This window comes from Pseudomonas sp. JBR1, assembly GCF_028198185.1.
Classification (GTDB): domain Bacteria; phylum Pseudomonadota; class Gammaproteobacteria; order Pseudomonadales; family Pseudomonadaceae; genus Chryseomonas; species Chryseomonas oryzihabitans_E.
This window is the reverse complement of record NZ_CP116340.1, coordinates 4,529,144-4,550,937: the sequence shown is the minus strand read 5'-3', so window position 1 is coordinate 4,550,937 and position 21,794 is coordinate 4,529,144. Positions and strand designations below refer to the sequence as shown.

Annotated in this window: 16 protein-coding genes; 4 read left to right on the top strand and 12 right to left on the bottom strand. The window is 67.0% G+C overall.

The genetic code is table 11. The features are described 5' to 3' along the window. Positions 1–475 precede the first annotated feature (475 nt). Entirely contained in the window at positions 476–2,287 is a 1,812-nt protein-coding gene (locus tag PJ259_RS21065) for an ABC transporter ATP-binding protein (protein ID WP_271654061.1), read from the top strand. A gap of 64 nt (positions 2,288–2,351) precedes the next feature. Next, positions 2,352–2,504 carry a hypothetical protein gene (locus PJ259_RS21060; protein ID WP_167348555.1) on the top strand — a complete coding sequence of 51 codons (153 nt, stop codon included), beginning with the start codon at positions 2,352–2,354 and terminating at the stop codon, positions 2,502–2,504. Positions 2,505–2,830: 326 nt separating this feature from the next. On the opposite strand, the gene treA is transcribed toward PJ259_RS21060, so the two are convergent. The 3 genes from treA to PJ259_RS21045 all read right to left on the bottom strand — a co-directional run bounded on the left by treA (position 2,831) and on the right by PJ259_RS21045 (position 10,039). Then, entirely contained in the window at positions 2,831–4,474 is a 1,644-nt protein-coding gene (gene treA / locus PJ259_RS21055; RefSeq protein ID WP_271654060.1) for an alpha,alpha-trehalase TreA, read from the bottom strand. Between the two features lie 99 nt (positions 4,475–4,573). Then, the gene (locus PJ259_RS21050; protein WP_271654059.1) at positions 4,574–6,487 is read right to left on the bottom strand and encodes an ATP-binding protein; all 1,914 of its coding nucleotides are present in this window, start codon (positions 6,485–6,487) and stop codon (positions 4,574–4,576) included. 126 nt (positions 6,488–6,613) lie between these two features. Beyond that, positions 6,614–10,039 carry an AAA family ATPase gene (locus PJ259_RS21045; protein ID WP_271654058.1) on the bottom strand — a complete coding sequence of 1,142 codons (3,426 nt, stop codon included), beginning with the start codon at positions 10,037–10,039 and terminating at the stop codon, positions 6,614–6,616. Positions 10,040–10,211: 172 nt separating this feature from the next. Between PJ259_RS21045 and PJ259_RS21040 the strand changes: the two genes are divergently transcribed. Then, complete coding sequence (locus tag PJ259_RS21040; RefSeq protein ID WP_156428931.1) at positions 10,212–10,349, top strand: hypothetical protein; 138 nt, start codon at positions 10,212–10,214, stop codon at positions 10,347–10,349. Between the two features lie 40 nt (positions 10,350–10,389). On the opposite strand, the gene PJ259_RS21035 is transcribed toward PJ259_RS21040, so the two are convergent. The 9 genes from PJ259_RS21035 to PJ259_RS20995 form a co-directional block, all read right to left on the bottom strand. Continuing rightward, the gene (locus PJ259_RS21035; protein WP_059313823.1) at positions 10,390–11,565 is read right to left on the bottom strand and encodes a zinc-dependent alcohol dehydrogenase; all 1,176 of its coding nucleotides are present in this window, start codon (positions 11,563–11,565) and stop codon (positions 10,390–10,392) included. Continuing rightward, entirely contained in the window at positions 11,565–12,404 is an 840-nt protein-coding gene (locus PJ259_RS21030) for an SRPBCC family protein (protein ID WP_271654057.1), read from the bottom strand. Before PJ259_RS21030 ends, PJ259_RS21035 begins: the two co-directional genes overlap by 1 nt. A 100-nt stretch (positions 12,405–12,504) precedes the next feature. Then, a complete protein-coding gene (gene sbcD, locus PJ259_RS21025) occupies positions 12,505–13,710 on the bottom strand; it encodes an exonuclease subunit SbcD (RefSeq protein WP_271655905.1) in 1,206 nt (401 codons plus the stop codon). Positions 13,711–13,910: 200 nt separating this feature from the next. Continuing rightward, a complete protein-coding gene (locus PJ259_RS21020) occupies positions 13,911–15,101 on the bottom strand; it encodes an MFS transporter (RefSeq protein ID WP_271654056.1) in 1,191 nt (396 codons plus the stop codon). A gap of 438 nt (positions 15,102–15,539) precedes the next feature. Then, positions 15,540–16,625, bottom strand: a complete 1,086-nt coding sequence (locus tag PJ259_RS21015) for a sn-glycerol-3-phosphate import ATP-binding protein UgpC (RefSeq protein ID WP_271654055.1) — start codon at positions 16,623–16,625, stop codon at positions 15,540–15,542. Between the two features lie 2 nt (positions 16,626–16,627). Beyond that, complete coding sequence (gene ugpE, locus PJ259_RS21010; protein WP_271654054.1) at positions 16,628–17,473, bottom strand: sn-glycerol-3-phosphate ABC transporter permease UgpE; 846 nt, start codon at positions 17,471–17,473, stop codon at positions 16,628–16,630. Next, entirely contained in the window at positions 17,470–18,357 is an 888-nt protein-coding gene (gene ugpA, locus PJ259_RS21005) for a sn-glycerol-3-phosphate ABC transporter permease UgpA (protein ID WP_059313818.1), read from the bottom strand. Before ugpA ends, ugpE begins: the two co-directional genes overlap by 4 nt. Positions 18,358–18,431: 74 nt before the next feature. Then, positions 18,432–19,748, bottom strand: coding sequence for a sn-glycerol-3-phosphate ABC transporter substrate-binding protein UgpB (gene ugpB / locus PJ259_RS21000; RefSeq protein WP_271654053.1), 1,317 nt, complete (start codon positions 19,746–19,748; stop codon positions 18,432–18,434). A 150-nt stretch (positions 19,749–19,898) separates the two neighbouring features. Continuing rightward, positions 19,899–20,759, bottom strand: a complete 861-nt coding sequence (locus PJ259_RS20995) for a LysR family transcriptional regulator (RefSeq protein WP_271654052.1) — start codon at positions 20,757–20,759, stop codon at positions 19,899–19,901. Positions 20,760–20,856: 97 nt separating this feature from the next. Here PJ259_RS20995 and PJ259_RS20990 point away from each other — a divergent pair, with 97 nt between their 5' ends. Beyond that, complete coding sequence (locus tag PJ259_RS20990) at positions 20,857–21,756, top strand: DMT family transporter (RefSeq protein WP_271654051.1); 900 nt, start codon at positions 20,857–20,859, stop codon at positions 21,754–21,756. Positions 21,757–21,794 lie beyond the last annotated feature (38 nt).

Below are 21,794 nucleotides of genomic sequence, written 5' to 3'. Positions count from 1 at the left end.
ACAAAAAACCCGCCGAAGCGGGTTGTTTGTTGCGACCATCCCAACGTCCTGTCAGGCGCCATCCTGGCCTGGTCTTCATCCGTGACCTCAGGGCTGCGCATCCTGCGCGGCTGATGGGTGTAGATTACGCAGCCTGCCAGGACCGCAACATGGCCAGGTGACACCAGCCCTTGTAAGCCTTTTGCCATACCCTGCTCGGTCCGCTTGCCGGCCTCAAATTGCGCCCAACAAAAAACCCGCCGAAGCGGGTTCTTTGTTGCGACCATCCCAACATCCTGTCAGGCGCCATCCTGGCCTGGTCTTCATCCGTGACCTCAGAGCTGCGCATCCTGCGCCGCTGATAGGTGTAGATTACGCAGCCCACCGAGATGGCAACATGGCCAGGTGACACCAGGGCGTGTAAGCCTTTTGCCATAGCCTCGGGAACACGGCGACCGCCGCCTCGACTAATGCTGACCCTCGCCGAAGATCCGCCATGGCCCTCTCGACTTCCTTCGCTATCGTGCAACAGCAGATGCGCCGCGCTGCCGGCCTGGTCTGGAGCACCTCTCCCGCGCTGATGATCGGCCTGGTTCTGGCCACCCTGGTCGCCGGCCTGCTGCCGGCCCTGGCCGCCTGGCTCGGGCAGCGCATCGTCGATGCCGTAGTGGCGGCCATGCGGCTGCATGCCGAGCAGGGCCAGGCGCCGCTGTGGCCAGTGCTGAAGTTCGTACTGGCCGAAGCCGGGGTCCTGGCCGCCCTGGCGGGAGCCCAGCGGCTGCTGTCGGTGCAGCAATCGCTGCTGCGGGTACGCCTGGGGCAGACCGTGAATCTGCTGATCCTGGAAAAGGCCCAGACCCTGTCGCTGGCACAATTCGAAGACGCGGATTTCTACGACAAGCTGGTGCGGGCCCGGCGCGAGGCGTCCATCCGGCCCCTGGCGCTGGTGACCAAGTCCCTGACCCTGCTGCAGAACCTGATCTCGCTCGTCAGCTTCGCCGTGCTGCTGGTGCATTTCTCGCCCTGGGCTCTGTTGCTGCTGGTGGTGGGTGCCCTGCCGGTGTTTCTGGCCGAGGCGCGCTTTTCCGGCGATGCCTTTCGCCTGTTCAGTCGGCGCGCGCCCGAGACCCGTCGCCAGACCTACCTGGAAACCCTGCTTTCCCATGAGGCCTACATCAAGGAGGTCAAGCTGTTCGGCCTGGCGCCGCTGCTGTTGGAGCGCTACCGCACCACCTTCGCCAAACTCTATGCCGAGGATCGCCGCCTCACCCTGAGACGCGATGGTTGGGGTTTCGTCTTTGGCCTCCTGGGCACCCTTGCCTTCTATGCCGCCTACGCCTGGGTGGTGCTCGATACCGTGCGGGGTCGCCTGAGCCTGGGCCAGATGACCCTCTATCTGACGCTGTTCCGCCAGGGCCAATCGGCGGTCAGCGCGAGCCTTACCGCCCTTGGCGGTCTCTATGAAGACAGCCTCTACCTGAGCAATCTTTATGACTATCTCGGCCAGCCAACCAGCGCCGAGGGCGGCAGCCTGACGGTGGGGAGCCATCCTGGCGACGGGCTGAGATTCGAAGGGGTCGGCTTTACCTATCCAGGCGCGACCGCGCCGACGCTAGAGGACATCAGCTTTCATCTGGCACCGGGCCAGAGCCTGGCCCTGGTAGGCGCCAACGGCTCCGGCAAGACCACCCTGATCAAGCTGCTGACCCGCCTGCATGCCCCTACCCAGGGGCGCATCCTGCTCGATGGCAGCGATCTGCAGGAGTGGCAGCCAGCGGCCTTGCACCGACGCATCGGGGTCATCTTCCAGGACTTCATCCGCTACCAGCTCACCGCGGGCGAGAACCTGGGGGTCGGCGACACCGCCGCCTTCGCTGACGAAGCGCGCTGGCGCAAGGCGGCGGAACAGGGCCTGGCCGACGACGTCATCGCCGGTTTGCGCGAGGGATACGGGACGCAGCTGGGCCGCTGGTTTCTCGGTGGCCAGGAGCTGTCTGGCGGGCAATGGCAGAAGATCGCCCTGTCGCGGGCCTATATGCGTGAAGACGCCGACATCCTGGTGCTGGACGAACCCACCGCCGCCCTGGACGCTGCGGCCGAGGCAGTGATCTTCGAGCGTTTTCGGGCCCAGGCGCAGCAGCGCATGACCCTGCTGATCTCGCACCGCTTCTCCAGCGTGCGCAACGCCGATCAGATCCTGGTGCTGGAGGGCGGCGAGATCCGCGAACGCGGCGATCATGACCAATTGCTGGCCAGCGGCGGCCGCTATGCCCAGCTGTTCGATCTGCAGGCCCGCGGGTATCGCTGATCGCCGGTGGCGAACTTCGCGCAGGGCGCTCTGCCCAACCTTAACAACCACTCGCGGAGGCCGCATGAACGATCAGATCAAGGAAAACCCCGACGACCTGGACATCGATCCGGACATCGCGCCCGATCCCGAAGAGCCCGTGGGCGATGACCCGGAAGACCGGCCGGTGGAAGAGCGCCTGCCGCAAAAGAATCCGCGCGATCCGGAGTACAGCTGATGAACGCCATCCTGCCGCTGCCCGAGGATGAAGATCCGGAAGGGCTGCATCCTGCGGAGCTGCCGGCGGACGAAGACGATGCGCCGCCCGTGGATCCGCTGTGACGCCGTAGTATGCCGTCTGATGGATCTGGAGTTGGATTTGCCCCAGCCCTCTCCCGGAGGGAGAGGGTGAATGGTGGCCCGTAGGTTGGGTTGAGCGCAGCGAAGCCCAACGTTGCCACCATTAACTGAGACATTGGGCTTCGACGATGGAGCTGTCTCAGCCCAACCTACCGGGTTTCACATCATGAAAAAGGTCCGCCGTGGCGGACCTTTTCTTTGGCCTTATTTCGAGCCGGGTTGCGCTTTGTAGAGTTCGAGCAGCTTGAGCGTGACGCCATTGGTCCAGCCAAAGCCGTCCTGCAGCTCGTACTCGCCGCCACCACCGCCCTGGCCGCCGGTAAGGTCGTATTTCTCCACCAGCTTCTGCTCGCGGGCGTAGAGATTCTGCACCTGGGTCAGGAAGCGGGTGCCGATGTCCTCGGCGAGCTTGTCCTGCTTGTAGCGGCGCAGGCCATCCACGGCCACCCATTGCAGCGGTGCCCAGCCATTGGGTTCGTCCCACTGCTGACCGGTCTTGACGGTCGTGGTAGCGATGCCGCCGGGACGCAACAGCTGGTTGGCCACCGTCGCGGCGGTCTGGTCGGCACTGCTCTGGCTGGCGAGCCCGGTGTACAGCGGGAACAGCGCGGCGGCGGTGACCTTGTCGGTACGACGCTTGGCCTGCCAATCGAAGTCGGTGTAGTAACCGGCCGGATTCCACAGGTAGCGGTCGATGGCCTGCTGGCGGGTCTTGGCCTTCTGACTGTAGGCCTGGACGCAACTGGCCTCACCGGTCTTCTCACAGGCCTTGGCGATGGTCTGTTCCAGGTGATAGAGCAGGCTGTTGAGATCCACCGGAGCGATGGAGGTGGTGCGGATGGTGGCCAGGGTCTTGCCATCGCCAAGCCAGCGCGAGGAGAAATCCCAGCCGCTCTCGGCGCCGGCGCGCAGGTCGCGATAGACCTCGCCGGCCGGACGGCCCTTGGCCTGGCCGGCGGTGGCCAGGTCTTCCAGATAGGACTCCTGACGCGGCGTGTCGCGGGCATCCCAGTAGCGATTGAGCAGGGTGCCATCGGCCAGCTTGACCACATGGGCATTGGCCTGGCCCGCTTGTAGGCCTTCGGCGCCCGCCATCCAGTAGGCGTATTCCTTCTGCAGCTGCGGCAGGTAGCGGCGATAGGCCGAGTCGCCTTCCAGGCTGGCCTGCAGATCGACCATGTAGGCGAAGAACGGTGGCTGCGAGCGACTCAGGTAGTAGCTGCGGTTGCCATTGGGGATATGGCCGTAGACGTCGATCTCATGGGCGAAGTTGTCCACCATGTCGCGGACCAGGTCGGTGCGTCCGTCCTTGGCCAGACCCAGCATGGTGAAGTAGGAATCCCAGTAGTAGACCTCACGGAAGCGCCCGCCCGGTACCACATAGGGTTTGGGCAACGGCAGCAGGCTGCTGTAGGCCGGTACTTCTTCATAGTGGCGGGTCAGTACCGGCCAGAGATCCTTGATGTGGGTGGGCAGGTCGGCGCCAGGCTTGGGTGGTGCCGCCTTGATCGGAGCGGATTCTTCGAAATTGGCGCTGACGAAGGCCTTGAGGTCGAAGCCGGGCTTGTCGCGCTGGCTCAGGTAGTCCTGGCGAATGTCGGCCGGGTTGCGCTTGGGCAGTGCATCGACGAAGTGCTTCTGGTCGGTGAACAGCTTGCCCTGCTGCACCGCGGCGAACAGCTCGGGATAGGCCTGGTCCGGCGGTACTGCGCGGGCATTGCTGGCGTCGCGCCAACTCCAGGTCGAGGTTTCCGGCTTGCTCGCCTCATGGGCACAGCCGGCGAGAAAGGCGATGGACAGGGACAGGACGAGCATCCGCGCGGGTGGCGCAGGTGGCAGGCGTTTCATGAAGCGCTCCTTTTCTTGTCGACACGACAGCAGCCGCAACGGACGTTGCGACACGAAAGGATCGACCCTGGAGCGCCGCGACAGTTCGCCGCGACGGCCTCAGGCGCCTGGTCGCAGACGCCTCACGCAGCGCGCCAGCTCTTCCAGGCCGAAGGGTTTGCCGATGAGTTCGACACCCTCCTCGGCCAGCTCCGGAAGGGACGCCGGATCAGCCTGGCCGGACAGGTAGACCACTGGCAGCCCAGGGGTGGTGGCACGGGCCTGTTCGGCCAGCTGCCGGCCATCCAGCCCGGCGAGGCCAAGGCTGGTCACCAGCAGATCGATGCGCAGGCTGCCGGAGGCGATCAGGGCCACGGCCGTGGCACTGTCGGCCACCGCCAGCGGCGTGTACCCCAGTTCGGCCAATACCTCGCCGATGATGACGCGGACCTCGCGTTCTTCCTCGACGATCAGTGCGCAATCGCCGGATACCTCCGGCAGCACCGGGCCTTCGGCGTCGTTGGCAGCGGGCTGTACCTCAGGCTGAGCCAGCAGCCGCGGCAGATAGAGGTTGATGCAGGTGCCCTCGCCCACCACCGAGTGGATTTCCACCTGGCCACCGGACTGGCGGACGAAACCGTAGATCATCGATAACCCGAGGCCGGTTCCGCGACCGCTGGGCTTGGTGGTGAAGAAGGGTTCGCAGGCACGTTTGAGGGTGTCGGCATCCATCCCGGTCCCCGTGTCGCAGACCTGGATACGGACGAAATCGCCCTCCAGCGTCTCGATCGGCAAGCCGACGCTGAGCGGCCCACTGACGTTTTCCACACGGATACTCAGGCTGCCGCCGTCCGGCATGGCATCACGGGCGTTGATGGCCAGGTTGAGGATGGCGTTTTCCAGCTGGTGGGGATCGCAGTGCAGCAGCCAGAGATCGTCGGCGCGCTGGACCTCCTTGCGGATCTTCTTGCCCAGGCTATGGCGCAGCAGCTCGTGCATGTCCTGCACCAGCTGCCCGGCATCCACCGCGCGGGGTTCGAGCACCTGACGACGAGCGAAGGCCAGCAACCGCTGGGTCAGGGCCGCGGCGTTTTCCGCCGAGCGGGTAGCGGTGTCCAGGTAGCGTTCCAGCTCCTGGATGCGCCCCTGTTGCACCCGCCGCCGCATCAGGTCGAGCGAGCCGACGATACCGGTCAGCAGATTGTTGAAGTCATGGGCGATGCCACCGGTGAGCTGGCCGATGGCTTCCATCTTCTGCGCCTGGCGCAGCTCTTCTTCCAGGGCCACCAGCTCCCGGCTGCGCGCCTCGATACGCTCTTCCAGGTTGCGATTGAGTTCGTCCAGGGCTTCGCGGGCCCGTACGGTCTCGCTGACGTCGCGGGAGATGGACAGAAATTTCATGGGGCGCTGGTCATCGTCGAGAATCGGCGTGACCACCACGTCCCACCAGCGGCGGGTGCCCTTGGCGGTAGGTGCGAGCCCGGTGAAGCGACCGATGCCGCCCTGCCGCGCCGCCTCGATGGCGCCCACCACCTCGTGACGCTGCCCCTCGGGCCAGAGCTCGGCCCAGGGGCGGCCCTGGAAGGGAATGAAGTCATCGATCTCCATGACCATCAGGCCGCCCGGATTCATGTATTCCAGGCGCCCTTCGAGATCGATCAGCTTGATGCAGTCGACACTGCAGACCATGACGCTGCGCTTGAAGGCCTCACCCTGCCAGAGTTCGGCCTCGTGACGGCGCTGGGCGGTAACGTCCAGCATCACGCCACCGGCCTCGCGGCGCTGGAATTGCAGGCAACGCAGCTGACCGTCCGCGCCCTGGCGCCAGGCCTCCCACACCGTTCCTGGAGCAGGCAGCAGGCCCTCGGGCGGCGCGGTGCGGCTCTGCAGGCCGGCCAGCAGCTCGGCGGGCGCCAGGCCCCGGGCGAGCAGCTCGGCGTCCCGTTCCAGCATGGCCGCACAGATGGCGTCCGCTCGCCATTCGGCGCGGCAGGAATCGTATTCGAACAAGCCGACGGCAAGGAATTGGGACATGGTAGGTAGGTGGCCGGTTAGGAGAAAAGAGGTCACCGCGAGGGCGAACAGAGGAAACCCGTCTAAATTAACAGTTTCAGCGTTTCGCTTCGCGCTGGCCTTCGACCACTGCGCCAGAAAAAGTACTCACTCGGTCGCGTTTTTCTCCACGGCATAGCGCCGCTCCAGACCGCTATGGCCCAGACCGACGCCCTTGCGTACCTTGAGCTGCACGGGAATGCGCTCCTTGAGCGCCTCCACGTGGCTGATGATGCCAATGGTCTTGCCGCCGGCATTGAGCTGGTCCAGGGCATCGAGGGCGACCTCCAGGGTCTCGCCATCGAGGGTGCCGAAGCCCTCGTCGAGAAACAGCGAATCGATGCCGGTGCGCTGGCTGACCAGATCCGACAGGGCCAGCGCCAAGGCCAGGCTGACCAGGAAGCTCTCCCCGCCGGAAAGGGTACGGATGTCGCGCAGGGCATCGGCCTGCCAGGTATCGAGGATCTGCAGCTCCAGCTCCGCCGCCTGCCGCCGGATCAACTGGTAGCGGCCGTGCAGACGCCTGAGCTGGTCGTTCGCCAGGTGCACCAGGTGATCCAGGGTCAGCCCCTGGGCGAACTTGCGGAACTTGGCGCCATCGGCCGAACCGATCAGGCCGTTGAGGTGCTGCCAGAGGTCATGATCGCGCTCCTGGGCGGCGATCTCGCCCAGCAGGGCCTGCAGGCCGTCGCGTCGGCGGTCGTCTTCGCGCAGGGTCGCACCGACCTCGCCCTGGCGCTGACCAAGGGTGCGGAGTTCGGCGGTGGCGGCAGCCAGATCGGCATCCAGCTCGGCAGCGGTGCGCTCGGTAAGGGGTACGGCGCCTAGGCTGGCATGCCGTTCCCGGGCAGCTCCGGCCAGGGCACGCGACTCGGTCAGGGCGGTCTCTAAGCGGGTACGCTCCTCGTCCAGGGCATCGCGCTCGCTATCGTCCAGTTGCGCGGCGCGCCAGGCCTCGGCATCCGCGAAGGCGCTGGCGGCCAGGGCCGCTTCCCAACGTTCGCCCGCCTCACGGGCCAGGCGCGTTTCTCCGGCCAATCGCTCGTTCAGGGCCTGCCGGCTACCTTGCAGGGCCGCACCCTGTTCACGGCATTCCTCCCAGGTCCCGGTGGCCTCGCCCAGAAGCGTCGCCGCAGCCTCCGGTGCCACCGTGGCCGGTGCGATGTCCGCGGCACGCTCGCGCCAGGTCGCTACCAGGGGCGCCAGGCTGGCCAGGCGCTGAGCGATATCCTTCGATTGCTGCTGCAGCTCCTGCGCGCGCTGGCGATCGGCTTGCCAGCGACGCCATTCCTGTTCGCGCCGGTCCAGCCACTCGGCGGCGCGACTGGGCAACTCGTAGCCCCAAAGGGCCAGATCCTCGGCCAGTTGGCGCTCCGCCGTGGTCTGCTGCGTCTGGGCCGCGCGCTGTTCCTCGGCGCCTTCGGCCAGGCCTTGACGTGCTCGCTCCCAGGCCGCCTCGGCCAGCGCCAGGCGCTGTTCGGCATCGGCCTGCTGGCGCGCCAGGCGCAGGGCTTCCTGCCGATTCTCCTCGCCCTGCTGGCGCAGGCCATCCAGGGTGGCGAGCACCTGCTGGATACGTGCCAGCTCCTGATCCTGCCGCCGCCGCAACTCGGCCACCGCGCCGGGCGCCTCGGGGTCGGCGCCCAGCGTCGTGCAGCGCTGGCGCCAGAGTTCGCCCAGTTGCTCCAGCTGTTGGCTGGCCTCGGTCTGCTGCTCATTGGCCTGGTCGAGCTGCGCCTTGAGGGCGACCAGGGCCTCGCCCAGTTCCTTGCCCTCCTGGGTCAGCCGCTCCAGTTCGGTCCGGGCCTCCTGCAGGGCCGTCTGGGTCGCCGAGACGTCCAGGGCGGCATAGTCGGCCACCGCCGGATGGTCGCGGGAACCGCACAGCGGGCAGGGTTCGTCGGGCCGCAAGTCGGCGCGCTGGGCCTCCAGGCTGCGAATGACCCTTTCCTGTTCCAGCAGCTTCTCGCGCTCGCGCACCTGCTGGGCCACCTCGCGGTAGCGACCGCGCAGGGCATCCAGCCGCACCTGGTGTTCGCCATGCTGACGCTGGCGATCGCCCTGGCTGCGCGCCAGGCGCTCCAGCTGGGTCTGCAGTTGCCGCCGGCGTTCGACCAGCTGATCCAGCTGGTCCACTTCGTTGACTCGTCCGAGCGCGGCCTGCCAGAGCGCGCGCCAGGCCTTTTCGTCGCGCCCGTCCAGCACGGCCTGCCAGCGCTCGTCCTGGGCCTGCTCCGCCGCCTGGGCCTGGGTGGCCTGCTCGCGGGCGCGCGCCACCGCGACCTGCTGGGCCTCGCGCTCCTCGGCCAGGAGCTGCAGCTGACGGGTCTGTTCCTGTTGGCGCCGGGTCAGACGCGCCAGCGCCTCGGCTCTTTCGTCGCGCAGGGCCAACTGACTGCGCCAGTCGCCCAGACGCTCGCCCAGCTCGGCATGGCCGGTACGCTCGGCCAGGCTGGCGTCCAGGCGCTGTTGCTCGTCGAGGATGCGCGCCTGGTCCGTCTCGGCCTGGCGCAGCTGTTCGAGACTGGCGCCCAGGCCGTCGGCCAGCGCAGCAGCGCGGCGAGTGGCCAGGCTCTGGAGGCGCTGATCGAGTTGCGCCCGTTCTTCCTGGCTGCGTTGTTCGCGCGCCTCGGCCTCGCGCCAGGCCTGCTCGATGGGCAGCAGCCGGGCCGCCGGTTCAGCCGCCGCCAGGCGCTGGCGTCGCGGCTCGGCGGCGTCCCAGGCCTGCTGCGCCCCGGCCAGGCGCGCCTGGGCCTCCTGCTCCCCCGCCGCCGCCTGTTCCAGTGCGGTCAGCCATTGCCGCTGGCCCTGCCAGGTCTTGAGGTCTTCGCTCAATTGGCCCTCGCGAGCGGCCAGACTGGCACCCTCGGCGGCCAGCGCCTCGCGGCGTTCGTCGTCCAATACCTCCACGCCCGCGACACGCTGGCGCAGGCCTTCCAGCACGCCCTTGGCCTCCCGCGCGCGCTCGTAGACCCGCTGGGAGATCTGGCCGTACACGGCGGTCCCGGTCAGCTCTTCGAGGAGTTCGGCACGTTGACTGGCACTGGCCTCCAGGAAAGCGGCGAAGCCACCCTGGGCCAGCAGCATGGAGCGGGTGAAACGCTCGAAGTCCAAGCCGGTGAGTTCTTCGGTGAGCCTGAGCTTATCGCCGGTCTTTTCGGCGAGGATGGTGCCGTCGAGTCGGGCCAGCTCGACCTTGGGCGGCTGCAACGCGCCATCGGCGCGATCCCGGGCCCGTCGCTGGCTCCAGAAGGCCCGATAGCGCTCGCCACGCACGGCGAATTCCACCTCGGCGAGGCAATCGCCGGTATGGCGGGTCATGAGTTCGTTGCTTTCGCCGCCCACCTTGCTCATGCGCGGGGTGCGGTGATAGAGCGCGAGACAGATGGCATCCAGCAGCGTGGTCTTGCCCGCCCCGGTCGGCCCGGTGATGGCGAACAGGCCACTGCTGGCGAAGGGTTCGGCGTTGAAGTCGATCTTCCACTCACCCTTGAGGGAATTGAGATTCTTCAGGCGCAGGGTGAGGATCTTCATCGGGCTTTTCCAGGTCGACTCGGCGAACCGCCAATTCTGGCATTGTTGGGCGCGCTCGCCCATGCCAACCGACCACTCGACCTGAGGTCGTACCCACTGCTGAACTTGTGCCCGCTGAGGTTCTCAACAGGAAGGTATCGCTCTGCAACTACCTTTTCCGGGAGGATCCGCCGTGCGCTCGCCCCTGTCTCCCTTCGATTTCCTCGGCATGCCCCTGCTGGTCGGTCTGGGCATCCTGGCCCTGGTCAGCTGCAGTGGCGGTCACAAGACCGCTGCGCTCTGGCAGCCGCTGGTAACCTGGCTGGTCTAGCGGGAAAAAGCCCGGCGATCCAGGATCGCCGGGTTGGCCACTACGGCATGAACACCGCTCTCATGCAGTTCTTGTCCTTGGACTTGAACAGCTCGTAGCCGTAGGGTGATTCCTCCAGGCTCATCGGATGGGTGAGCAGGTAGGAGGGATCCAGTTCGCCCTTCTGGATGTGTTCGAACAACCGCTCCACATAGCGCTGCCCCGGCTGCTGGCCGGACCTCAGGGTCAGGGCCTTGTTGACGATGGCGCCCATGGGAAACTTGTCGATCAAGCCGCCATAGACACCGATCACCGATACCGTACCGCCCTTGCGACAGGCGCGGATGGCCTGGCGCAGCGCCGAGCCGCGTTCGGTGTGCAGGCGCAGCATCTGCTTGGTCTTGTCGTAGGCGTAATCCAGCTGGGTGCCATGGGCCTCCATGCCGACACAATCGATGCAGCGATCCGGGCCACGGCCCCCGGTCAGCTCCAGCAGGGCTTCGTGGACGTTGGTGGTTTCGTAGTCGAGGACGATGGCGCCGGCCTTCTCGGCCGCCAGTTGCAGACGATCGCTGAAGCGGTCGATGGCGATGACCCGCTCCGCGCCCAACAGGTAGGCGCTGCGAATGGCCATCTGGCCGACGCCACCGCAGCCCCAGACCGCCACGGTGTCGCCGGGCTGGATGTCGGCGATGTCGGCGGCGTAGTAGCCGGTGGGCACGGCATCGGACACGAACACTGCCTGGGCATCGCTGACGCCGTCGGGCACCTTGAACAGGTTGACGTCGGCATAGGGCACCCGCACGTAGGTGGCATGGCTGCCGGCATAGCCGCCGAAGGCATGGCTGTAGCCAAAGATGCCGGAACAGGGCTGCCCATAGGCCAGCTCGGTCATCTCGGGTTTGGGATTGCTGTTGTCGCAGCAGTTGTAATCCTCACGCTGGCAGTGCTCGCAGTCCCCGCACCCGATGATGGAGACGGTCACCACTCGATCGCCGACGGCCAGGCCCTGGTTGCGCAGGCTACTGCCCAGCTCGACGATCTCGCCGAGGAATTCATGGCCGATGATGTCGCCGGGCTTCATCGCCGGGACGTAGCCGCCCAAGAGATGCAGGTCCGAGCCACATACCGAAGACATGATGATGCGCACGATGGCATCGCGCGGATTGAGGATCTCCGGATCCGGGACGGTTTCCACCTGCAGACGGTTGGGGGCTTGCCAGGTCAGGGCACGCATCAGTTCGCCCTCCCCGGAGTACCGAGGCCGGCGTCGATGTCAGCCGAGGGTTCGTCGGCTGGGCGAGTCACCGGCGGATGGGATGGCGCCAGCGGGCGACCGCTGCGCGAGACCTCGGGGGTGGCGATCTCGCCAGTTTCCAGTTGCTGCTTGAGGCGGCGCAGGCCGAGGTTGACCGCCTTGCCGGTGAAGCGGCTGATGCCTTCGGTGACGGCATGGCCGAGCAGGCCGGCCGGGGCTTCGCAGGCCAGCACGACCTGCACCAGGGTGCCACGGCCCTGGGGTGCATCGCTGAAGGTCAGGCTGGCCTTGTGGGCCATGAAGGTGCCGGGCACGGTACTCCACAGCAGGAACTCGTTCTCGCGGCGCTCGCTCTGCTCCAGGGTCCAGTTCAGGGTGCGACCCAGGGGACCGGAGGCATGCCAGTGGCTGTCGCCATCGGCGCCCAGTTCGATGCGGTCGACGAAGGGCAGTAGCTCGCGCAGCTTCTGCAGGTCGGCGCAGTAGGCGAATACCTCTTCACGCGGCCGCGCGATGGTGACGCTGCGCTGGATGGCGGTGGGATTGCGCCAGCCCCAGCGCTCGGCCAGGGCCTGCTCGAAGGGCGACGGCTGCAGCGCGGCCTTGAGCTCGCAGCGCTGACGCACGCCCCGGCTGAGGGCCATGGCGCCCAGGGCCATCTTCACGCAGCCGGCCAGGCCACCGCGGCGCAGGCCGCCAAGGATCAGCAGACCGCCGCCGAGCAGGGAAACCACACGTTCGGTGCCCTGGACGTTGGGGACCTGGTTGTCGGAACGCTCATGGCGCGTGGCGGCGAGGGGTTGGGATAGGTCGTGCATGGGGTCTCCTCCGGTCTGGGCTACATAGAGAGGGTGACCCCAGCGCGTGGGACGTTGTTCCGAAGGGGAAAATCGGCCCGATGGACGCGTCTCGCTGCGATCAGGTCGGCAACTCGCCAAGAACCTCGCGGTAAAGGCCTTCCAGCCGGGTGCGCAGCTCGTCGTCGAGGGTCTCCTCGGCCAGGCGCTGGCTGAAGACGTCCAGCGGGCTGAGTTCATCCAGCGTCTCGCGCTGGACGCCCTGCAGGGTCGGCGCCACCGTGCTACGTGCCCGGCGGACGCGTAGCACCTCCAGCGGCAATTCGGCTACCAGGGCCGTGATGCGTGGCTGCAGATCGGCCAGGTAGTCGTCACCGGCCACCACCACCTCGGCCCACACCGGACACTCGGGACTGCCGTCGGCGGCCGCCTGAGCCAGGGCCGCGCCCAGGGTATCCAGATTGCCCTGCACCACCGCCAGGGGCTGGAAACAGGGTACCGCCAGCGGCGTGACCTGCTCCAGACCCGTGCCGAACTCCACCAGCAGGACCTCCTTGGCGCGCTCTTCGTCGAAGCTCAGGCACAGGGGCGAACCACTGTAGCGCACCTGCTCCAGCCCCCCGACCCGCTGGGGCCGGTGGATGTGGCCGAGAGCGATGTAGTCCGCCGGCGGAAAGGCGCTGGTGGGAAAGGCATCGAGGCTGCCGACGTAGATCTCCCGCACCGACTCGCTGGCGCTGGCACCCACGGTGGTCAGGTGACCGGTGGCAATGATCGGCAGGGCGACGCCCAGCTCGGCGCGACGTGCCTCGGCCAGGCCATGGAGTTCGGCATAGTGCCCCTGGATGGCCTGTTGCAGCGCCTGGCGCTTTTCATCGGCGCTCTGCCCTGCCTGGCTCTGCACCACGTCACGCGGCCGGACGAAGGGAATGCCACAGAGCAGCGCGCCGATTTCGCCATCACGGCGACGCAATTCCAGCAGTTGATCCGCCGGCGTCTCGCTGACGCAGGGGATCACCCGGGTGTCCAGGCAGGCCAGCAATTCGCGGGACTCGGCCAGCACCGCGGCCGAATCATGGTTGCCGCCGAGCACCACCAGGCTGGCGCCGGTGCCACGCAGGGCGACGATGAAGCCGTTGTACAACTCGCGGGCATAGCTCGGTGGGGTGGCGGTATCGAAGATGTCCCCTGCCACCAGCACCACGTCCACCGCCTGCTCCTCCACCTGAGCCACTAGCCAGGCAAGAAAGGCGCGATGCTCGGCCTCGCGGGTGCGGCCGAGAAAGTGCTGCCCCAGGTGCCAGTCGGAGGTGTGCAGCAGGCGCAGGCCGCCACGGGCGGTGGCCTTGCGCGCGCGCTTGGACTTGGTTTTTTCCGCGGAGGCGGCGGGCAGATCGAACAGCGGGAGGTTTTCCATGGGCAGGCGAGGTCAACGCGGCAAAGGGCGCAGTATCCTCCTCCCACCGCAGGGAGGGAAATACCGAGCGCCACGACCCGCTAGCGGGCGATTGGCAGCGGACCGGTCTGTCACCCTTCGCACGGCTGGCTGGCCGTGAGACGACTCCGCCTCACGGCCAGCGGGGCCAGACTGAGCAGACCCAGCACCGCCATCCCGAGACCGACCCACAGCGGTGCTTGCAGGCCCTGGCCGGCGTCGATGGCCGCACCGCCCGCCCAGGCTCCCACCGCCAGTCCCGCCGTGATCACCGAGGTATGCAGGGTATTGACCAGTGGCCCTGGCGTCGCCGCAGCCATTACCCGGGCGACCATCGCCGGATTGAGTGCCACCCCGGTCACGCCGATGAGTACCAGGGCCACCAGACTGACAGCCGGCTGTTCAGCGCCGCGAGCGAACAGGGCGAAACCCAGAGCCAGCACGGCCAGGCCAACGCCTTGGACCTTCAGGGTGTGACGATCGGCCAAGCGGCCTACCAGTAGATTGCCCAGCACATTGGCGATGCCATAGCCCATCAGCAACCAGGGAATGGTGGTGGGCGCGAACCCGGTCACCTTGATGAGGATGGGTGAGAAATAACTGAACCCCGCGAAGGTCGCGCCGATGATCAGGCCACTGGTCACGTAGGCGGCCCAAAGCCTGGCACTGAGCAGGGTACGGAGTTCCCGGCCCAGCTGCCCGACGGCGTGGGCCGGTGCACGAGGCACGCACCAGCCGACCAGCAGGGTGCAGCAGGCTGCCAGTAGCGCGACCGCCCAGAAGCTGGCCCGCCAGCCGGCCTGTTGCTCGATCAATACCGTACCCGGCACACCGAAGACGGGCGCCAGCATGAGACCGGACAGCACCAGCGAGGCCGCCCGTCCGCGGCGGTCCGGCGTGACCAGGGAGGCACCCAGGGTCAGGCACAGGCCGATGCTGGCGGAGCTGGCGACCCCCATGAGCACTCGACCCGCCGCCATCACCGGATAGCTGGCGGCCAGCGCGGCCACGACGGCACCGATCAGATAGAGCGACAGCAGCCACAGCAGCGCCGACTTTTCCGCCAGCCGCAACGCCAGCAGCAGCAGGGTCAGCGGGGGACCACCCAGGGCCATGCCCAGGGCGTACCAGGAGATCAGATAGCCGATCTGGCCGATGGAAACGCCGAGATCGGTGGCCAGCGCCGGCATCATGCCAGCCACCATGAATTCGGCGGTGGTCAGCGCGAAGATGGTGAGGGCCAGCAGATAGACGAGACGAGGGATGGCGGGTGGGGCATTCATGGCGAGGAAAGCATTCCGGCAGAGAGGCGAGACAGGCGGTACGGGGCCAGCCCCGGAGGCGACGACGAGGCCCTCTGGACCTCGCGTAGTGGACGAGCGCGCGGGCCCGCCACAGGGGCTCGCCGGCGCGTTCGAGCGGTGCCCTGCCCTTGCGGCGGGTCGCGGTCGACCAGCGCCAGGGCGGGCGGCAAGGCGGGCACCTTAGTGGCTGCGACGCCGCTCGGTCAAACGAAGCGGCGTCTGGCTCCGCACCGGGTCGCGCGGTCTGACGAAGGGAATGTCGCAGTGCAGCAAGCCGATTTCGCCATCACGACGACGCCCCTTCAGCGGTCGATCCGCCGGCCACGACAGGCAGATCCGACAGCGGAAGGTTGCCAATGGGCTGGCGAGGTCAAGGCGGCAAGGGGCCGTATGCTCCTCAAGGGCGCCGGAGCCCGTTCAACCCTGGGGTTCGAGGCGCTGCCCGGAGATGGCATCGAACAGATGCAGGAGCTCTTCCGGCACGCGCAGCTGCAGCAGGCTACCCGGCGCCGGGCGTTGCTGATGGGGCAGGCGCACGACCAGCGACTGGTCGCCCCAGCGGCCATGGGCCAGGTTGTCGGCACCAAGGATCTCCAGCGTGTGGACCACCAGTGGCAGCCCCTGCCCCGGATCGCCGCAGGGCTGCAGATGTTCGGGCCGGATGCCCAGGCTGATCGAGCGCCCGGCCAGATGGCGATAACCCGGCCCTAGGGGTAGCCCCAGGCCACCCGGCAATTCGCAGTGACTGCCGGCGGCGTTCACCTGGCCGTCCAGCAGGTTCATCGCCGGACTGCCGATGAAGCTGGCGACGAAGCGCGTCGCCGGGCGCTCATAGACCTCCACTGGCGTACCGAGCTGCTCGACCACCCCACCCTGCATGACCACCACCCGCTGGGCCAGGGTCATGGCCTCCACCTGGTCATGGGTCACATAGAGGCTGGTGGTATTGAGGCGCTGGTGCAGCTGCTGCAGCTCCAGGCGCATCTGCACGCGTAGCTTGGCGTCCAGGTTGGACAGCGGCTCGTCGAACAGGAACACCGCCGGATCGCGCACCATGGCGCGGCCCATCGCTACCCGCTGTCGCTGCCCACCGGACAGCTCCCGCGGCCGGCGTTCGAGCAGCTTGTCGAGTTCCAGGATGCGCGCCGCCTCCTTGACCCGGCTGGCGATCTCGGCGCGGCCGAGACCAGCGATCTTCAGGCCCCAGGCCAGGTTCTCGGCCACGCTCATGTGCGGATAGAGGGCATAGTTCTGGAACACCATGGCGATGCCGCGCGCCTTGGGTTCAAGCGCGGTCACGTCGGCTCCGCCGATATGGATGCTGCCGGCACTGACCCGTTCCAGGCCGGCCACCAGTCGCAGCAGGGTGGATTTGCCGCAGCCCGAGGGCCCCACCAGTACGATGAACTCGCCGTCCGCCACCTCCAGGTCGAGGGGCTGGATAACCTGGGTCTTGCCACCGTTCCAGCTCTTGGAAACGGCTCTTAGTTCGAGTTTTGCCATGGTTACTTTTCGCTATCCACCAGACCGCGCACGAAGGCGCGTTGCATGACCAGCACCACCGTCACCGGCGGGATCAGGGTGAGCAGCATGGCCGCCATCACCTGATTCCATTGCGGCGCCCGCTCGCCGAGCGAGAGCATGCTGCGGATGCCCGCCACGGCCGTGCCGAGGTCGGGGTTGCTGACGATCAGCAGCGGCCAGAGGTACTGGTTCCAGCCGTAGATGAAGGTGATGACGAACAGCGCCGCCAGGTTGGTCCGTGACAGCGGCAGCACGATGTCGCGAAAGAAGCGCAAGGGCGAGGCGCCGTCGATGCGCGCGGCCTCCAGCAATTCATCCGGCAGGGTCAGGAAGAATTGGCGGAACAGGAAGGTGGCGGTGGCCGAGGCCATCAGCGGCAGGGTCAGGCCGGCGTAGCTGTCCACCAGGCCCAATTGGCCGAGGGTGTCCACGGTGGGAAAGATGCGCACCTCCACCGGCAGCATCAGGGTGATGAAGATCAGCCAGAAGGCCAGGTTGCGCAGAGGGAAGCGGAACCAGACGATGGCGAAGGCCGAGAGGATGGACACCGAGAGCTTGCCCAGGGTGATGCCCAGCGCCATCAGGAAGCTGTTGAGCAGCAGCAGCCAGAAAGGCGCCGTGCTGTTGCCCACGCCCTGGGTCCAGATCAGGCTGAGGTTGTCCCAGAGGTGGCGACCCGGCACCAGCGTCATGGGCGTGGCGAACACCGCCTGGTCGTCGAGGGTGGCGGCGACGAAGGCCACATAGAGCGGAAAGAGGATGACGGCGATGCCCAGCACCAGCATCAGGTGGCACAGCAGCGTCAGCCCACGGCGATTCTCGATCATTGATAGCGTACCCGGCGTTCGACATAGCGGAACTGCAGCACCGTGAGCACGATGACCAGCAGCATCAGCACCACCGACTGGGCGGCGGAGGCCGAGAGGTCGAGACCGGTGAAGCCCTCGCGATAGATCTTGTAGATCAGCGTGGTGGTGGCCTGCACCGGCCCGCCGTTGGTGGCCGCATCGATCACCGGAAAGGTGTCGAAGAAGGCATACACCAGGTTGACCACCAGCAGAAAGAAGCTCACCGGCGCGATCAGCGGCAGGGACAGCTGCAGGAAGCGGCGCAACGGCCCGGCCCCGTCGATGGCGGCGGCTTCCACCAGCGAGCGTGGAATGGATTGCAGCGCGGCGAAGAAGAACAGGAAGTTGTAGCTGATCTGCTTCCACACCGAGGCGAGCACCACCAGGAACATCGCCTGGCCGGCATTCTGGGCGTGGTTCCAGGCGTAGCCGTAGTGTTCCAGCAGCAGGGTGAGCAGGCCGAGGCCGGGGTTGAACAGAAAGATCCACAGCACCGCGGCAATGGCCGGAGCCACCGCATAGGGCAGCAACAGCAGGGTCTGGTACAGCCGGCTACCCCGTACCACCAGATCGACCAGGGCGGCGAAGACCAGGGAGACCAGCAGGCCGCAGCCGGTCACCAGGGCGCTGAACTTCAGGGTGGTCCAGAAGGAGGCCAGGTACAGGGGGTCATGGAACAGCTGAATGAAGTTGTCCAGGCCGACGAACTGGCTGGAGAGCCCGAAGGGGTCGAGGCTCTGCAGCGAATACCAGAGCGTCTTGCCGGCCGGCCAGAGAAAGAACACGGCGGTGATCGCCAGCTGCGGCGCGAGCAGCGCATAGGGCAGCCAGCCGGAGGGAAAGACCTGACGCGATGTGGACATGGGCAGGAAAGTCGTTGCGAGAAGAAGGGCCGGCGCCGGCAGGAAGCATGCCGGCGCCGGGGCAGACATCAGCCTTACTGGCTGGACTTCTCGAAGCGACGCAACAGGGCATTGCCGCGTTGCACGGCGGCGTCCAGCGCCTGCTGCGGGGCCTGCTTGCCGGTCCAGACGCCTTCCAGCTCCTCATCGATCACCGCGCGGATCTGCGGCATGTTGCCCAAGCGCAGGCCCTTGGTGAAGGCCAGTGGCGGCTTGTTCAGCATCTGCCGGGTGGCGATGTCGGCCCCCGGGTTCTTGGTGTAGAAGCCTTGCTCGCGGGTCAGGTCGTAGGCCGCCTTGGTGATCGGCAGGTAGCCGGTCTGCTGGTGCCACTCGGCCGCGATCTCCGGCTGCGCCAGGAAGGCGAGGAATTCGGCCACGCCGCGCTTCACCGCCGCGTCCTGGCCCTTGAACACCCAGAGGCTGGCCCCACCGATGATGGCGTTCTGCGGCGCGCCCTTGAGGTCGCCGTCGTAGGGCATCATGGCCACGCCGAAATCGAACTTGGCATAGTGGCGGATGTTGGCCAGGGAGCCGGACGAGGTGGTGAGCAGGCCACAGTCACCGTTGTAGAACTTCTCGGTGGGTTCGTCCTTGCGCCCGACATAGGTGAAATCACCCTTCTTGCCCATCTCCTGCAGCAGGGCGATGTGCTTGACCTGGGGCGCCTTGTTGAACTCCAGCACGGCGTCGGTACCCAGGTAGCCGTTGTCGCGGCTGGCGAACGGCAAGCCGTTCCAGGCACTGAAGTTTTCCAACTGGACCCAGCTCTGCCAGCCACTGGTGTAGCCGCATTTCATGCCGGCGGCGCGCAATTTGGCGCTGTCCTCGGCCAGCTCCTGCCAGGTCTTGGGCGGCGACTGCGGGTCGAGGCCGGCCTTCTTGAAGGCGTCCTTGTTGTAGTAGAGCACCGGCGTCGAGCTATTGAAGGGCTGCGACAGTAGCTGCCCGGTCTTGCCATCGCTGTAGTAGCTGGCGACGGTAGGCACGAAGCGCGACTCGTCGAAGGCCAGGCCGGCATCCTTGAACACCTGGTAGACCGGCTCGATGGCGTTGGACGCCATCATGGTCGCCGTGCCCACCTCGTAGACCTGCAGGAGGGCCGGTGGCTTGCCGGTACGGAAGGCGGCGATCCCGGCGGCCAGGTTCTGCTCGTAGTTGCCCTTGTACACCGGCTGCACCTGGAACTCCGGGTGTGCCTGGTTGAATCGCTGGGCCAGGGAATCGACTTCCTTGCCGAGCTCCGCATCCATCGAATGCCAAAAGGGAATGGGCGTCGCCGCCAGTGCCTGACCGCTGCTCATCAGCCCAAGAACCAATCCCAACGTCATACCGCGAAGCGAAGCCTGCATATCTGTGCCGCCCTTGCCGATGGTTTAGAAGCAGGAAGCGCGAAATCGCGCCTCCCCTCGTTCGCAAGGCAACATGCCAGGGCAAGATGACAGCAAGGCTACAGCGGAGGCACTAGCCGAATCGCAAGGAAACGCCTGATACAGAGGGGTTCATATCCGAAAATCCTCGGCGATCAGCCCGGCCAGGTGAGCGCAGGCGGGGCTGCGTTCGCCCGGTGGCGAGGTCAAGCGCAATTCGTGCACCGGCAGCCTGGGGAAGCCTTCTTCCGGCGACAATTCGCGCATCGGCGGGGTCATGCGCGCCTGGTCGGTGATGGCCACCGCCTGACCCAGTTCGACCGCGGCCTCCAGGGCTGAAGAGGCGGCGCTGGTCACCACCGCGTGCCAGCGACGGCCCTGGCCGGTCAGCAGGTCGATGCCCAGTTCGCGATAGCTACAACCTTCGCCGTGCAAGGCCAGCGGCACGCTGGCATCCGGATTCAGATGTAGCCCAGGCCCGGCGACCCACACCGGCTGGGTGTGGGCGAACATCTGGCCGTCCGCCAGATCGCTGCGGGGCGGCCCGACCAGCAGCGCCAGGTCCAGCAGTCCCTGGCCGAGCCAGCGACGGAGCTGGCTGCTGTTGCCGGTCAGCACCTCCAGCACGATTCCCGGGTGCTCGCCCTGCAACCGCGGCAGCACCGCCTTGAGCAAGCGGGCCGCATAGTCTTCGGCCACACCCAGGCGCACCTCGCCTACCACTGGCTGACCGGTGAGGCCCGCGAGGATACGGTCGTGGGCCTGCAGCAGGTCGGCGGTCTCCAGCAGCACGCGGCGCCCGAGCGGGGTCAGGGTCACGGCCTGGTTGTCGCGCTCGAACAGCCGGCCACCGGTCTGCTCTTCCAACCGACGAATCTGGCTGCTCACCGCCGAGGGGCTGCGGTTGAGCTGCAGCGAGGCGGCGCGGAACTGCCCCAACCGGACGATGGTGTGGAAGGTACGCAGGACGTCGATGTCGAGGGGAGCCGGCATGATGCACCTTTATCGAATCATATATGCTGATAATGTCGTTTGAGTGTATTACCACTCTGGCCCAGGCTCAAGGCATCCCGTTCCCAGGAGCCTGGCCATGAACCGCGCCCTTTCTTCCTCCCTGCTACGTCAATTCGCCCTGGTACTGTGCTGGAGCGCTGGCTTCGTCGGCTATCGCTATGCCGCGGACCAGGCCCCTACCCTGCTGGTGACTTTCTGGCGTCTGCTGCTGGCCGCCGCGCTGCTGCTGCCCTTCGCCTGGACCGACGTGCGACGCCTGCCGCTGAAAGTCATCGGTCAGCAGGCGGTCATTGGAGTGCTCGCCTTCGCCGGCGCGGCGGCGCCAGCAGCCAAGGCCATCGAACTGGGCGTCTCGCCTGGGCTGGCGGCGCTGCTTTCGGATCTTTCGCCGCTGCTGGTGGCTCTGGGTTGCTGCCTGCTGCCTGGCCAGCGCACCAATGGACGCCAGTGGCTCGGACTGGGCCTGGGGCTGGCGGGGGTGTTGCTCGCCACCGGGGCAGGACTGGGACTGGGCGTGGCACCGCGCTGGGCCTATGCCCTGCCACTGGGCGGCGCCCTGGCGCTGGCCCTGGCGACCCTGGTACAGAGTCGCCTGCCCCCCAGTCGCCTGGCCCTGCGAACCCAGCTGTTCATCCAGCTCGCGGCCAGCAGCCTGGTAATGCTGGGAGTGGCTGGGATAGAAGGTCCCCTGACACCTCCGCTGACCCTCGGCTTCGCGCTGGCGGTACTCTGGCTGTTGATCCCTACCCTGCTCGGCTTCGGCCTCTACTGGCTATGCCTGCGCCAGGGCAGCCCCCAGGCAGTGAGCGGCGCTCTCTACCTCAGTCCGCCGGTAGCCTTGCTGTGGGCCTGGGCCTGCTTCGACGAGCCCCTGGCGCCGGGCATGCTGCTCGGCCTGCTGTTCGCCCTGGCGGGGTTGCTCTGTTTGAATGCGGCGGAGCGCACTGGCCGACTGGAGCCTGCAATGGACAGATGACGGCATCGCCGCGCCGCATCCGGCGTCACCCTTCCCTA